Raw genomic sequence first — 14,367 nt, 5'->3', positions numbered from 1 at the left:
ATGCGGCCGCATCCCGAGCAATCGGGGTGCTGTGGGGTCGCTGTGCGTGGGGGTCCGAGGGTGGCCGGGCCGCCGCGTCAGCTCTGGTTGAAGAAGCCGCGGGTGGAGGGCGACGGGGCCTCGGGCTCGTCGGCCGCGATCTCGACGTGCGCCGGCGAGAGGAGGAACACCTTGGAGGTGACCCGCTCGATCGTGCCGTGCAGGCCGAAGACCAGACCCGCCGCGAAGTCGACGAGACGCTTGGCGTCGGCGTCGTCCATGTCGGAGAGGTTCATGATGACCGGCACCTGGTCGCGGAACCACTCGCCGATGTTCTTGGCCTCGTTGTACGTGCGCGGGTGGATCGTCGTGATGCGGTTGAGGCCACCGACCTCGGGCTCACGCACGACGGCCGCGACGGGGCGACGCGTCGGCAGCTGCGTGACGGCCGCGGTGTGTTCCGGCTCGTCGTCGTAGCGGTCGGGCTCGTCGTACGCCTCGTAGTCGTCGTACCTCTCGTGACGCTGGTCCTCCTCGCTCAGTCCGAGGTACACCATCGTCTTGCGCAGTGCCCCTGCCATGGCCGGCTCCCAACGTTCGGATCGTGCTGAATCGTTGCCGACGTTACAGAAGTGACGGGCGTGAACCGAGGATTGCCGTCCCGACACGCAGGTGTGTCGCGCCGTGGCGCAGCGCCGCCTCGAGGTCGCCGCTCATGCCGGCCGAGAGCCAGCTCGCGCCGGGGTGATGCCGGCGCAGGTCGCGGGCGAGGTCGTGCAGGGCCGCGAAGGACGCGTCGGGGTCGGCCCCGAGCGGGGCGACCGCCATGAGGCCGCGCAGCGTCAGGGCCGGCTGACCCTCGACAGCGGCGGCGATCGCCTCGAGGTCCTGGGGCAGCGCTCCCCCACGCGACGTGTCGCCGTCGAGACTGACCTGCAGCAGGACCTCGAGGTCGCCGTCCCGACGCCCGGCCCGGTGCGCGCCCTTGGCGAGCCCGGCGACGAGCGTGGCCCGGTCGAGGCTCTCGACGACGTCGGCGTACTGCGCGACGTGCGCGGCCTTGTTGCCCTGGAGCCGGCCGATGAAGTGGAGCACGGGTGCGTCGGCCCCGTCGGCGGCTCCCCCGGCCTGCTCGTCGAGCGCCTCGCGCACGTGCGCGTACTTCTCGGCTGCCTCCTGGTCGCGGTTCTCACCGAAGCTGCGGACCCCGAGCTCGTGCAGGAGCAGCACGTCCGAGGCCGGGAAGAACTTCGTCACGACGACGAGGGTCACCCCGGCCGGGTCGCGACCCGCGTCGGCGCAAGCCCGCTCGATGCGTCCGTGCACCGCGGCGAGCGAGGCGCGCAGCTGCTTGCGACGCGCGTCGGGGTCGACACCGCCGAGGCCCGGCGCGCTCACGCGCGCACCTCCCGGCGCACGACGACGCCGGCGAACCGGCCCGTCGTACCGTCGCGGCGGTAGGAGTAGAGGTCGGCGTCCTCGCGGGTGCACCCCGCCACCCACTCGACCTCGACACCGGCGTCGGCCAGCTGCTCGACGACACCGGCTGCGACGTCGACGGCCGGGGTGCCCTGCCACGAGCGCGCCGCCGCGGCGGGCGTCACACCCGCTGCGGTCCGTGCCATGTCGGTGGGCACCTCGTAGCAGCGGCCGCAGACCGACGGCCCCACGGTGGCGCGCACCCGGCCGGCCCCCAGATCGCGCATCGCAGCCACAGCCCTCGGCACGATTCCCGCGACCATCCCCGGACGGCCCGCGTGGACCGCCCCGACGACGCCCGCCTCGGCGTCGTGCAGCAGCAGGGGCACGCAGTCGGCCACGAGGACGGCGAGCGCGAGTCCTGTTGCGCGTGTGACGATCCCGTCCGCCTCGGGCGGCTCGCCCGACCACGGCCCGGAGACCTCGACGACGTGGGTCCCGTGAACCTGGTTCATGAACAGGAGCCGCTCGCGCGCGACGCCGACCTCGCGGGCCAGCGCCGTCCGGTTGGCCTCGACGGTGGCGCGGTCGTCACCCACGTGCCCACCGAGGTTGAGGCCGGTGTAGGGCGCCCGTCCCTCTCCGGCCGACCGGCCGGTGAACGCGAGGTCGAGGCGACCGGGCCCCGCTGCGGCCGTCGGGTCGTCATGGGGTCCGGATCGCCAGAAGAACACGAGGCTCAACCTATCGGCCGGCCGGGGAACGCCGACGGGAGGCGCCGCGTCGGCGCCTCCCGTCGGTAGGTCCTGCTCGTGCCGCCTGCCTCTCCGGCTTACTTGAGGAAGTCGGGCACGTCGAGCTCGTCGCTGTCCTCGAACGTCACCTGACGCGGGGGCTGCTGGGCGGGGCGGGGGGTTGCAGGCGGCTGCTGGCCCTGGTGCTGCGGGGCCGCCGGCTGCTGCGTCGGCAGCTGCTGCGGGGCGGCGGGCTGCTGGTGGTGGTGCACCTGCTGCTGGACGGGCTGCTGCTGGTGGACGGGCTGCTGGTGCACCGGCTGGGCTGCGGGCTGGGCGGCGACGCCGTTGCTGTGCTGCTGCGCGGGCTGGGCCGGACGCTGCTGCGCCTGGTGGTTGCCCTGGTGGGCGGGCGCGGCGGACGAAGTGGACCGGCCCATGACCTGGCCGAGGGCACGGTCGTCGTCCCGACGCGTCGGGCCGCCACCGTCGAAGCCGGCCGCGATGACCGTGACCCGGACCTCGTCGCCGAGGGCGTCGTCGATGACCGCGCCGAAGATGATGTTGGCCTCGGGGTGCGCGGCCTCCTGGACGAGGCGGGCGGCCTCGTTGATCTCGAAGAGGCCGAGGTCGCTGCCGCCCTGGATCGAGAGCAGGACGCCGTGCGCGCCGTCGATGGAGGCCTCGAGCAGCGGGCTGCTGATGGCGAGCTCGGCGGCCTGGACGGCGCGGTCCTCGCCGCGGGCCGAGCCGATGCCCATGAGGGCCGAGCCGGCACCCTGCATGACCGACTTGACGTCGGCGAAGTCGAGGTTGATGAGGCCGGGCGTCGTGATGAGGTCGGTGATGCCCTGGACACCGGACAGGAGCACCTGGTCGGCGGAGCGGAACGCGTCCATCATCGAGACGTTGCGGTCGCTGATCGACAGGAGCCGGTCGTTGGGGATGACGATCAGGGTGTCGACCTCCTCGCGGAGGCTGCCGATGCCGGACTCGGCCTGGTTGGCGCGGCGCCGACCCTCGAAGGTGAACGGGCGCGTGACGACACCGATGGTCAGGGCGCCGAGGCCGCGGGCGATGCGGGCCACGACGGGCGCGCCGCCGGTGCCGGTGCCGCCGCCCTCCCCGGCGGTGACGAAGACCATGTCGGCCCCCTTGAGGACCTCCTCGATCTCCTCGGCGTGGTCCTCGGCAGCCTTCTTGCCGACCTCCGGGTCGGCGCCGGCGCCGAGGCCACGGGTCAGCTCGCGGCCGACGTCGAGCTTGACGTCGGCGTCGCTCATGAGCAGCGCCTGCGCGTCGGTGTTGATGGCGATGAACTCGACGCCCTTGAGGCCCACCTCGATCATCCGGTTGATGGCATTGACGCCGCCGCCGCCGATGCCGACGACCTTGATGACGGCCAGGTAGTTCTGCGGTGCTGCTGCCACGGGAGTGGGCCTTCCTGAGTGGTGGTGCCGGTACTGCGGAGTTCGCGGGATCGTCCGGTGGGTGCGGCTGGAGGTGGCTTCGGGTGCTGCGCTGGCCCAACCTTAAAGGTGGACCTGAGGGTTACGGTTTGGTCACGGAACCAGTGCCCCGACGGTATGCCGTGGCCGGTGGTCGATCAACCCAACTCGCGGCGTGTCGTCGCGCCGGTTGCCGCATTTCCGGAGGCACCTGCACACCGGCCACATCCGCACCATCGGCACCACCCGACAACGCCGGTACCAAGTGTCGCGCACACTGTCCCACGCCGCGTGAGCAGGCGCGCGGCGGGGTCGACACGCCGGCGGTCAGCGCCTCAACGCCTCAGCGCCTCAGCGCGTCACCGGCGAGTCGGGGACGCTGACGTCGATGGTGTCCCCGGGCTCGCCGAGCAGGACCGTGACGAGCTGCGCCTTGCGGGCTCCCTCGCCGGCCCCGCCCCACACGACGGTCTTGCGCGTGGACTTCGACGAGACGGTGAAGCTCACCTGGTCGGCCGCCGACACGCTGACGCCGGAGACGTCGCCGCGCACCGACGCCGGCAGCGAGGTGAGGGCCTGGAGCGCGGCGGCGACGCCCGACTTCGTCACCGTGTCGCTGCTCGAGCGCACGAGCGGCACGCCGTCGGGGGCTGCGGAGAGGGTGCGGAAGGCGAAGCCGTCGGCGTCGACGAGGTCGACGCTGCCCTGCGGCGTGCGCACCGCGAGGACCGCCCGCCGTGGCAACACCTCGATGACCACCGTGTGGGGCAGGCTGCGCGACACGGTGACGTCGTGCCACGCCTTGCCGGCGACGAGCCGCTGCTCGGCCGCGCCGGTGTCGACCCGCATGAGCGGACCGCCGAGCGGGACCGCCGCGACCCGGCGCACCTCCGCCGCGGCGGCGCCGGTCACCCCGCGCACCTGCACCTGGGTGGCCGTCAGCACTCCGCTGAACCAGCCGAGCCACGCGACGAGGCCGAGGACGAGGAGCAGGACGACGCCGACGCCCGCGACGACCCGGGGCCGCCGGCGCGCCGCAGCGGCCCGACGCTCGAAGCGGGCGCGCGAGGACGACAGGCCGCGTCCGGCGACCTGGCGTCCGTGCGACCCGTCGTGCATCACGCCTCCTCGTGACCGAGGGCGAGCAGGACCTCCGGGCCGATCATCGTGACGTCGCCGGCGCCGACCGTGAGGACGAGGTCACCCGGGCGCACGAGTCCCGCGACGCGTCCGGCCACCTCCCCCCACGAGGGCACGTAGAGCACCTGGGCCTCCGGACGCGCCTCCCGGACGGCGTCGACGACGAGCTGTCCGGTGACGCCGGGGACCGGGTCCTCGCGCGCGGCGTAGACGTCCATGACGACGACGACGTCGGCGGGGGCGAGCCCAGCGCCGAGCTCGGTGGCGAAGTCACGGGTGCGGCTGTAGAGGTGCGGCTGGAAGACGACGACCAGGCGGCCGCTGCCGGCCACGAGGCGAGCCGCGGTCTCGACGACGGCCGCGACCTTGCCGGCGTTGTGGGCGTAGTCGTCGACGACGACGACGCCACCCGCCTCGCCCTTGGGCTCGAACCGGCGACGGGTGCCGGTGAAGGACGCGAGACCGGCCAGGACTCGCTCAGGCTGCTGGCCGAGGCCGTGGACCGCCGCGGCGTAGGCCGCGGCGGCGTTGAGGGCGTTGTGCCGGCCCGGCACCGCGAGGGTCATCGTGTGCCCGGTGCCGGCGTCGGTGAGCCCGACCGACGCGGTGAGGCCGTCCTGCTCGTGGTCGCGCAGGACGACGTCGGCGTCTGCGGAGAAGCCGTACGTGACGACGCGCGTGCCGCCGCCCCGCGCCCGGTCGGCGAGCGCGGCCGAGCCGGCGTCGTCGAGGCAGGTGACGAGCAGGCCGCCGGGACGGATCGTCGCGACGAAGGCGTCGTAGGCGGCCTGGACGACCTCGAAGGTTTCGTAGAAGTCGAGGTGGTCGGGCTGGACGTTCGTGACGACCGCGACCTCGGGGTGGTAGACGACGAACGAGCCGTCGCTCTCGTCGGCCTCGACGACGAAGACGTCGTCGGCGCCGTCGTGGGCGTTCGTGCCGTGCTTGGCCAGCTCTCCCCCGACGGCGAACGAGGGGTCGAGCCCGCAGCCCTGCAGCGCGACGGTCAGCATCGAGGTGGTCGTCGTCTTGCCGTTGGCGCCGGCCACGGCGACGGCTCGGCGACCGTGCATGAGCGAGGCGAGCCCCTGCGCCCGGTGCAGGACGGGGACGCCCCGCTCGCGGGCGGCGACGAGCTCGACGTTGTCCTCGCGGATCGAGCTGCTCATGACGACGGCGTCGGCGCGTTCCTGGTGGGCCGGGTGGAACCCGACCCACACGTGCGCGCCCTCGCTCTCGAGCGCCTTGAGGACCGGGACGTCCTTGGCGTCGCTGCCGGTGACGGCGACGCCGCGGGCCAGCATGATGCGCGCCACTCCGGACATCCCCGCCCCGCCGATGGCGAGGAAGTGGACGCGTCCGAGGTCGGCGGCGTCGGGCACCGCCGCGGTGAAGTCGAAGCGTGCGGCGGCGAAGGGGTCGGCGGCCGAGGGCGTCATCGTCGCGCCCCCGCCCGGCCCGTGCCCGCCGCGGCGTCGTCGACCATGTCGGCGAGCCGCTCGTCGGCGGCGCGCTCCCCCAGCGCGGCGGCCGCCGCTGCCATCCGCTCGAGGCGCGGCCGGTCGGTGGCGAGGGCGACGACCTCGGAGGCGACCCACTCCGGGGTCAGGTCGGCGTCGTCGACGAGCAGGCCACCGCCGGTCGCGACGACGTCGGCGGCGTTGACGCGCTGCTCGCCGTTGCCGACGGGTAGCGGCACGTAGACGGCAGGGAGGCCGACGGCGGTCAGCTCGCAGACGGTGTTGGCGCCGGCGCGCGCGACGACGAGGTCGGCGGCGGCGTAGGCGAGCTCCATGCGGTCGGCATACGGCAGCACGACGTAGGGCGCGCCCCCCTCGGGCACCGTGACGCCGAACTCCTTGCCGAGGCCGGTGACGTGCAGCACCTGGACCCCCGCGGCACTGAGCCGCTCGACGTTCGCGCGGAAGGCGTCGTTGAGCCGCTGGGCACCGAGCGAGCCGCCGGTGACGAGGACGGTCGGGTACGACGCGTCGAGGCCGAACAGCGCCATCGCCTCGGCCCGGCGACCCGCCCGGTCGAGGGTCGACACCTCCCGGCGTAGCGGCATGCCGATGCGCGTCGCGTTCTTCAGCGACGTGACCGCGAACGTCGTGGCGACGTGGGCGGCGAAGCGCGCCCCCAGCCGGTTGGCCAGTCCCGCCCTGGCGTTCTGCTCGTGGATGACGACCGGGACACCCCGGCGGCGGGCCGCGAGGTAGGCGGGCGTGCTGACGTAGCCGCCGAACCCGACGACCACCTGGGCTCCGGTGTCGTCGATCGCCGCACCGGCTGCATCGACCGCGGCCTTGAGCCGGCCGGGCAGCCGGAGCAGGTCGGCACTCGGCCGGCGCGGCAGCGGCACCTTCGGCACGACGCGCAGGTCGAGCCCGTGCGCGGGCACCAGGCGCGCCTCGAGGCCCTCGGCGGTGCCGAGCGCGGTGACGCGCACGTCGGGGTGCCGGCGGCGGAGCGCGTCGGCGAGGGAGAGCAGCGGCGACACGTGGCCGGCCGACCCCCCACCGGCGAGCAGGACGGAGGTGGGCGAGGACAGGTGGATCACCGACTTCTGCGAGAGGACAGGGCGCGGGTGCGCGAGGGCAGCACCGCGAGCGACCGTCTGATCATCCCGCGTCGGGACTCGAGCAGTGCACGGCACCCCGGCTCGCCCCGGGCGAAGGACAGCAGGACGCCCAGCGCGAGGAGGGTGGTGACGAGCGAGGAGCCGCCCGCGGACACCAGCGGCAGGGGGACGCCGATGACGGGCAGGAGCCCGATGACGGCACCGATGTTGATGATCGCCTGGCCGATGAGCCAGGCCATGATGCCCGAGCCGGCGATGCGGACGAAGCGGTCCTGGGTGCGGCTGACGAGGCGGAAGCAGGCCCAGGCGAGGATGCCGAAGAGCAGCAGGATCATGAGCGTGCCGGGCAGCCCGAGCTCCTCGCCGATGATGGCGAAGATGAAGTCGTTGTGGGCCTCGGAGAGCCACGCCCACTTCTCCTTGGAGGCCCCGAGGCCCACGCCCCACCAGCCGCCGTCGGCGAGGGCGTACATGCCGTGCACCGCCTGGCCGCACCAGCCGTCCGGGTTGGTGTTGCACGTCGGGTCGAGGAAGTCGGCGATGCGCTTGACGCGGTTGCCGCTCGTGGCGACGAGGGCCGCGACGCCGGCCGCGCCGAGCAGGCCGCCGACGACGAAGACCCGCAGCGGGGCGCCGGCCACGGCGAGGATCGCGGCGATGACGACGAGGAAGACCAGGGCCGTGCCGAGGTCGTGGCCGGCGAGGATCAGGGCGAGCACCACGGCGCTGATCGGCACGAGGTAGGGCAGCAGGACGTGCAGGACGCTCGACATCCGCGAGGCCTTGTTCGCGTAGATCGCGGCGCCGGCCAGGACGATGCCGATCTTGGCCAGCTCGGAGGGCTGGAACTGCACCGGCCCGAGGGCGAGCCAGTTGCGGTTGCCGTTGACCGACACCCCGAGCGGGATGACGGCGGCGAGCAGCACCACCGAGGCGATGAGCGCGGGCATCGCGAGGCGTTTCCACTTCCTGACGTCGAGGCGGCTGGCGACCCCGGCCGCGACCGCGCCGAGGACGGCGAACATCAGCTGGCGGGCGAAGACGGTGTACGAGGCCTTGTCGGCGAGCAGCTGCTCGACGCTCGAGGCGCTGAACACCATGATGAGCCCGATGACGACGAGGGTCGTCGTGGCGCCGAGGATGAGGTAGTAGGTCGTCAGCGGCGACTCGAGCTTGGCGATGATCGGCAGCGACCGGGCCCCGCCGGACCGGCTCGCCTCGTCGGCGTGCGCCTCCGCACGGGCCCGCGCGCGCTCCTTGGCGGCCTGGGCCGCCCGCGCTCGCTGCGCCGCCGACCCGCGTGCCGGCGTCCCGTTGGACGCCGAGCCGCCGAAGCCCTTCGAGCCGCCGGAGCCCGAGCGGCCGGAGCGGGTCGAAGTGGTCGTGCTCACCTCGCGCTCACCCCACGGCTCACCCCAGTGCTCACCCTTCGCCCCCGCTCGCCCTGGCGTGCCGGCGGACCGCCTCCTCGAAGGCGTCGCCGCGCGCACCGTAGTTCGTGAACATGTCCATGGACGCCGCGGCCGGGGCGAGCAGCACGACGTCGCCCGGCTGGGCGAGGCGCGCGGCCTGCTTCACGACGCGGTCCATGACCCCAGTGTCGGTCTCGGGCACGTCGACCACGGGGACATCGGGCGCGTGTCGGGAAAGGGCCTGGGCGATCTGGTCGCGGTCGGCGCCGATGAGCACGACGCCGCGCAGCCGTGAGGCGACGTCCTCGACGAGCGCGTCGACGTCGGCCCCCTTGAGCAGCCCGCCGGCGACCCAGACGACGGAGTCGAAGGAGCGCAGCGCGGCCGCCGCCGCGTGCGGGTTCGTCGCCTTGGAGTCGTTGACGAACCGGACGCCGCGCACCGTCGCCACCTCGGCGATGCGGTGCCGGTCGGGCCGGAACGCGCGCAGGCCGTCGCGCACGGCGATGGGCCCGACGCCGTACGCGCGGGCCAGCGCGGCCGCGGCGAGGGCGTTGGCGACGTAGTGCGGCGGCGGGGGTGGCCCGTCGCCCTGCAGGTCGGCCACGGTGCACAGCTCGGCGGCCGAGCGCTGCCGCTGCTCGACGAAGGCACGGTCGGCGAGGACGTCCTCGACGATGCCGACCATCGAGGGCGCGGGGATGCCGAGCGTGAACCCGACGGCCCGGCACCCCTCGACGACGTCGGCCTCCATGACGAGCTGCTCGGTCTGGATGTCGGCGACGTTGTAGATGCAGGCCAGGTGCGTGTTCTGGTAGATGCGGCCCTTGGCACGGAGGTACTCCGCGTAGCCGCCGTGCCAGTCGATGTGGTCGGGGGCGACGTTGAGCACCGCGGAGGCGACCGCCGACACCGAGCGCTGCCAGTGCAGCTGGAAGCTGCTCAGCTCGACGGCGAGGACGTCGTAGGGCTCGGGGTGCAGGACGGCCTCGAGCAGCGGCGTGCCGATGTTGCCGGCGGCCGTGGCGCGCAGCCCGGCGTGCTGCAGGATCGAGGCGAGCATCTGCACGGTCGTCGTCTTGCCGTTGGTGCCCGTGACCGTGAGCCATGGCGCCGCGCCCTCGTCGGCTCGCATGCGCCACGCGAGCTCCACCTCGCCCCACACGGGGATGCCGGCCGTGGCCGCAGCGAGCATGAGGGGGTCGTGCGGCGGGACACCGGGCGAGGTGACGACGAGCTCGGTGCCCTCAGGGGGCGCGACGACGTGCTCGGGGCCGAGGCGCACGTCGACGCCGAGGATCTCGAGGATCGTGGCACGCTCGCGGATGACGTCGGTGGCGTCGCGGGAGACAGCCGTGACGCGCGCGCCACGCTCGGCGAGCGCGTCGGCCGCGGCGAAGCCGGACACGCCGAGGCCGACGACCAGCACCGCGATGCCGCTCCAGTCGGCGTCGCGGTGGGTCAGGCCCGGGCGGGGCTCGTACGTCGGGTCGAACCTCACTGGGACCCCACCACCCACTCGGCGTAGAAGAGGCCGAGCCCGAAGGCGACGAAGAGCCCGGCGATGATCCAGAAGCGGACGACGACGGTCACCTCGTTCCACCCGACCATCTCGAAGTGGTGGTGCAGCGGTGCCATCCGCAGCACCCGTTTGCCGGTCAGCTTGAACGAGGCCACCTGCGCCACGACCGAGAGCGTCTCGAGGACGAACATGCCGCCCAGGATGATGAGCAGCAGCTCGGTACGGGTCGTGATGGCCAGGCCGGCGAGCGCGCCACCCAGCGCGAGGGAGCCGGTGTCGCCCATGAAGATCTTCGCGGGCGTCGCGTTCCACCAGAGGAACCCGAAGCAGGCGCCCATCCCGGCGGCGGCCACGAGCGCGAGGTCGTGGGAGTCGCGCACCTCGTAGCACTTGATGCCCGGGTTGGTCTGGCAGTTCTGGTTGAACGTCCAGATGCTGATGAGGACGTACGCACCGAACACCATCGTCGAGACGCCGGTGGCCAGGCCGTCGAGGCCGTCGGTGAGGTTCACGCCGTTGGAGGCGCCGGCGATCATGACGTTGGCGAAGATGACGAACAGCACGACGCCGACGGCCGAGCTGCCGGCGACGGCGAGGCTGATGTTCGTCTCGCGGACGAACGAGACGAGCAGCGACGCCGGGGTGCGGTACTGATCGTTGGGAAACTGGACCGCGAGCACTGCGAAGATGACGCCGACGAGCGTCTGCCCGATCAGCTTCTCCTTCGAGCGTAGGCCGAGACTGCGCTGCTTGCTGATCTTGATGAAGTCGTCGAGGAACCCGACGAAACCGAGCCCGCCCATGAGGAACAGGACGAGCAGGCCCGAGGCCGTGGGCGGGTTGAGCGTCAGCAGGTGTGCGACGAGGTAAGCCCCGAACGTCGCGGCGATGATGACGGCGCCGCCCATCGTCGGGGTGCCGCGCTTGGTGTGGTGCGAGGTGGGGCCGTCGTCGCGGATGAACTGGCCGTAGCCGCGCTTGACGAGGAACTTGATGAAGAGGGGGGTGCCGAACAGCGAGATGAGCAGCGAGACGGACGCTGCAAGAAGGACGCCCTTCACCGCGTCACCCCCTGCCCCGTCGATGCCGCTACGGGCTCGGGCAGCGGGACTCCCGCGAGCCGGTCGCCGAGCCAGCGCAGCCCGCTGTCGCGGCTCGACTTGAGCAGGACGACGTCGCCGGACCCGAGCTGCTCGGACAGCAGCGCGTGGGCCGCGTCGGTGTCGGGCACCCACGTCGCGCCGGGGAACGCGTCGGCGATCGGCCGGGCACCCTCCCCCACGGCGACGACGCGGTCGATGCCGCGGTCGGCGGCGTACGCACCGACGCCGGTGTGCTCGGCGTCGCTGTCGGCGCCGAGCTCGAGCATGCCGCCGAGGACGGCCCAGCGGCGGCCGATCGTGGCCATCGCAGCGAGGGCGTCGACCGCGGCACGCATCGAGTCGGGGTTGGCGTTGTAGGCGTCGTTGACGACGACGACGCCGTCGGGGCGCTCGGTGATCTCCATGCGCCAGCGGCTCACGGCCTCGGCGGCGCGCAGCCCGGCGACGACCTGGTCGAGCGTCAGGCCCAGCTCGAGCGCCGCCGCGGCGACGGCCAGCGAGTTCCCCACGTGGTGGGCGCCACTCTGGCGCAAAGAGACCCGCGCAGAACCCTGCGGAGCGACCAACGTGTACGTGGGGCGCCCGCGGTCGTCGAGCTCGACGTCCTCGGCGCGCACGTCGGCGTCGGGCGCGAGCCCGACGAGCACGACGCGGGAGGCGAGACCCTCGGCCATCGCGCGCACGAGCGGGTCGTCGGCGTTGAGGACGCTGACGCCCTCGGCCGGGACCGCCTGCGGCAGCTCGGACTTGGCGAGCGCGATGTTCTCCTTCGAGCCGAACTCGCCGACGTGGGCCGAGCCGACGTTGAGGACGACGGCGACCTGCGGCGGCGCGATGCGGGTCAGGTACTCGATGTGGCCGACGCCGCGGGCGCCCATCTCGGCGACGAGGAAGCGGGTGGTCGGCGTGACCCGGCAGACCGTGAGCGGCACGCCGATCTCGCCGTTGAGCGAGTTGACCGGCGCGACCGTCTCGGCGACGGTCGACAGGACCGAGGCGAGGAGGTCCTTGGCGCTCGTCTTGCCGGACGAGCCGGTGATGCCGACGATGCGCAGCTCGGGGGCCTGGTCGACGACGCCGCGCGCGACCTGCCCGAACGCGGTCTGGACGTCCTCGACGACGACGCACGGCACGCCGTCGACGACCCGTGAGGTCAGCGCCGCGACGGCACCGGCTGCGACGGCCGCGCCGACATAGGCGTGCCCATCGGCGTGCTCGCCGACGCGGGCGACGTAGAGGCTGCCGGCACCGCACTCGCGGGAGTCGGTGCTGACGGGCCCGTCGACGACGACGGCCTCGGGCGCGTCGGTGCCGTGGACGGTCCCGCCGGTGAGGTCACGGACCTCGGCGAGGGTCAGGGGAATCACGCGGTCACCTCCGGACGCGCCGTCGCGTGGCGCGTCGAGGTGACGGCGGCGAGGGCGGCGCGGACGGCGTCGCGGTCGTCGAACGGGTGCTTCACTCCGAGGATCTCCTGGCCCTTCTCGTGTCCCTTGCCGAGCACGACGACGGTGTCGACGCGCCCTTCCTGCTCCCCCCGCTCCCCCGTCCCGACCACCGCGAGGGCGATCGCCTCGGCGATGGCGCCCGACCGGGCGCCGCCGTCGATGACGAGGGTGGCCGTGGCGTCGCCGGACGCCACCTGCGCGCGGGCGCCCTCGACGACCGCGGCACGGATCGTCGCGGGGTCCTCGCTGCGCGGGTTGTCGTCGGTGACGACGACGACGTCAGCGCGGCGTGCCGCTGCCGCCCCCATGGCCGGACGCTTGCCGCTGTCACGGTCGCCGCCGGCACCGAGGACGGCGATGAGGCGTCCCTGGGTGCTGGGGCGCAGCGCCGCGAGGGCGGCGTCCACGGCGTCGGGGGTGTGGGCGAAGTCGACGACGCAGCGGGGCGTGCGGTCACCCCCGGCTGCGACGACCTCCATCCGCCCGGGCACGTCGGGGGCGACGGCCATGGCGGCCTCCACCTCGGCGTCGGTGAGCCCGGTGGCGAGCAGCGCGAGGGCGGCGAGGGCGGTGTTGGCGACGTTGAAGTGGCCGGGCAGGTGCGAGACGAGCGCGAGGCCGCGGCCGGTCGCCCGCTCGCGCAGCGTGAACGCTCCGGCGTCACCTTCCTCGACGGTCCAGTCTGCGGCGTCGGACGCGTCGGACGCGTCGGTCGCGTCGGTCGCGTCGGTCGCGTCGGTCGTCGACAGCGTCGACAGCGTCGTCACCGGCACGCTGGCCTCACGCGCCAGCCGGGCGCCCCACGCGTCGTCGACGCAGACGACGCCCGCGCGCGAGCGCTCGGGCGTGAAGAGCGAGGCCTTGGCCGTGAAGTAGGCCTCCATCGACGGGTGGAAGTCGAGGTGGTCCTGGGAGAGGTTCGTGAAGAGCGCGACGTCGTACACGACTCCGTCGACGCGGTGCAGCTCGAGGGCGTGGCTCGAGACCTCCATGACGCACGCGTCGGTGCCGCGCTCGCGCATGACGCCGAGCAGGGCGTGCAGGTCGGTGGCCTCCGGGGTCGTGCGCACCGACTCGACGCGGTCCTCGCCGATGCGGGTCTCGACGGTGCCGATGAGCCCGGTGCGCGAGCCGTGGGCCCGCAGCGCCGACTCAACGAGGTAGGCGGTCGTCGTCTTGCCGTTCGTGCCGGTGACGCCGATCATCGTCAGCCCCTCCGAAGGCCGTCCGTACACGGTCGCGGCGGCCTCGCCGAGCACGGCCCGCGGGTTCGCGGCCACGAGCACCGGCACGTCGTCGAGGCCCTCGCGGGCGACGGCCTCCTCGACGAGGGCACGCCCCTCGGCGTCGGTGAGCACGGCGACGGCGCCGGCCCGGACGGCGTCGGCGGCGAAGCGGGCCCCGTGGACGTTGAAGCCCGGCAGGGCGGCGTAGAGATCGCCGGGCAGGACGCTGCGGCTGTCGAGGGTGACGCCTGTGACGAGGGTCTCGTCGACGGGCCGGGAAGCGTCCGGCGACGTGCCTCCCGTCCGGCTCGTCAGGTCGCCGAGGGCGCCCAGCACAGGGAGAGGCACGCCCGAC

At 73.6% G+C, this 14,367-nt stretch carries 12 protein-coding genes; all 12 read right to left on the bottom strand.

Features of this window, described 5'->3' with window-relative positions; genetic code table 11:
- Nucleotides 1-77: 77 nt before the first annotated feature.
- The 12 genes from AC3A5R_RS16925 to AC3A5R_RS16870 all read right to left on the bottom strand — a co-directional run bounded on the left by AC3A5R_RS16925 (nt 78) and on the right by AC3A5R_RS16870 (nt 14,360).
- A complete protein-coding gene (locus tag AC3A5R_RS16925; RefSeq protein WP_487621929.1) occupies nt 78-560 on the bottom strand; it encodes a cell division protein SepF in 483 nt (160 codons plus the stop codon).
- A gap of 43 nt (nt 561-603) precedes the next feature.
- Nucleotides 604-1,377 (bottom strand): YggS family pyridoxal phosphate-dependent enzyme, encoded by a 774-nt coding sequence (locus AC3A5R_RS16920; RefSeq protein WP_487621928.1) that lies wholly within the window; start codon nt 1,375-1,377, stop codon nt 604-606.
- Complete coding sequence (pgeF, locus tag AC3A5R_RS16915; protein ID WP_487621927.1) at nt 1,374-2,132, bottom strand: peptidoglycan editing factor PgeF; 759 nt, start codon at nt 2,130-2,132, stop codon at nt 1,374-1,376. Before pgeF ends, AC3A5R_RS16920 begins: the two co-directional genes overlap by 4 nt.
- A gap of 98 nt (nt 2,133-2,230) precedes the next feature.
- A complete protein-coding gene (gene ftsZ, locus AC3A5R_RS16910) occupies nt 2,231-3,562 on the bottom strand; it encodes a cell division protein FtsZ (RefSeq protein ID WP_487621926.1) in 1,332 nt (443 codons plus the stop codon).
- A 369-nt stretch (nt 3,563-3,931) separates the two neighbouring features.
- Nucleotides 3,932-4,699 carry a cell division protein FtsQ/DivIB gene (locus AC3A5R_RS16905; RefSeq protein WP_487621925.1) on the bottom strand — a complete coding sequence of 256 codons (768 nt, stop codon included), beginning with the start codon at nt 4,697-4,699 and terminating at the stop codon, nt 3,932-3,934.
- Nucleotides 4,699-6,159 carry a UDP-N-acetylmuramate--L-alanine ligase gene (gene murC / locus AC3A5R_RS16900; protein WP_487621924.1) on the bottom strand — a complete coding sequence of 487 codons (1,461 nt, stop codon included), beginning with the start codon at nt 6,157-6,159 and terminating at the stop codon, nt 4,699-4,701. Before murC ends, AC3A5R_RS16905 begins: the two co-directional genes overlap by 1 nt.
- Nucleotides 6,156-7,280, bottom strand: a complete 1,125-nt coding sequence (gene murG, locus AC3A5R_RS16895) for an undecaprenyldiphospho-muramoylpentapeptide beta-N-acetylglucosaminyltransferase (RefSeq protein WP_487621923.1) — start codon at nt 7,278-7,280, stop codon at nt 6,156-6,158. Before murG ends, murC begins: the two co-directional genes overlap by 4 nt.
- Nucleotides 7,277-8,692, bottom strand: a complete 1,416-nt coding sequence (ftsW, locus tag AC3A5R_RS16890) for a putative lipid II flippase FtsW (protein WP_487621922.1) — start codon at nt 8,690-8,692, stop codon at nt 7,277-7,279. Before ftsW ends, murG begins: the two co-directional genes overlap by 4 nt.
- A gap of 31 nt (nt 8,693-8,723) precedes the next feature.
- Nucleotides 8,724-10,214 carry a UDP-N-acetylmuramoyl-L-alanine--D-glutamate ligase gene (gene murD, locus AC3A5R_RS16885; protein ID WP_487621921.1) on the bottom strand — a complete coding sequence of 497 codons (1,491 nt, stop codon included), beginning with the start codon at nt 10,212-10,214 and terminating at the stop codon, nt 8,724-8,726.
- A complete protein-coding gene (mraY, locus tag AC3A5R_RS16880; RefSeq protein WP_487621920.1) occupies nt 10,211-11,296 on the bottom strand; it encodes a phospho-N-acetylmuramoyl-pentapeptide-transferase in 1,086 nt (361 codons plus the stop codon). The genes murD and mraY overlap by 4 nt, the downstream gene beginning before the upstream one ends.
- Complete coding sequence (locus tag AC3A5R_RS16875) at nt 11,293-12,705, bottom strand: UDP-N-acetylmuramoyl-tripeptide--D-alanyl-D-alanine ligase (protein WP_487621919.1); 1,413 nt, start codon at nt 12,703-12,705, stop codon at nt 11,293-11,295. Before AC3A5R_RS16875 ends, mraY begins: the two co-directional genes overlap by 4 nt.
- The gene (locus AC3A5R_RS16870; protein WP_487621918.1) at nt 12,702-14,360 is read right to left on the bottom strand and encodes a UDP-N-acetylmuramoyl-L-alanyl-D-glutamate--2,6-diaminopimelate ligase; all 1,659 of its coding nucleotides are present in this window, start codon (nt 14,358-14,360) and stop codon (nt 12,702-12,704) included. Before AC3A5R_RS16870 ends, AC3A5R_RS16875 begins: the two co-directional genes overlap by 4 nt.
- Nucleotides 14,361-14,367 lie beyond the last annotated feature (7 nt).

It is taken from the genome of Intrasporangium sp. Soil_C_50, assembly GCF_057656595.1.
Note: the sequence above shows the minus strand (reverse complement) of the source record. Positions and strands in the feature narration are given on the sequence as shown.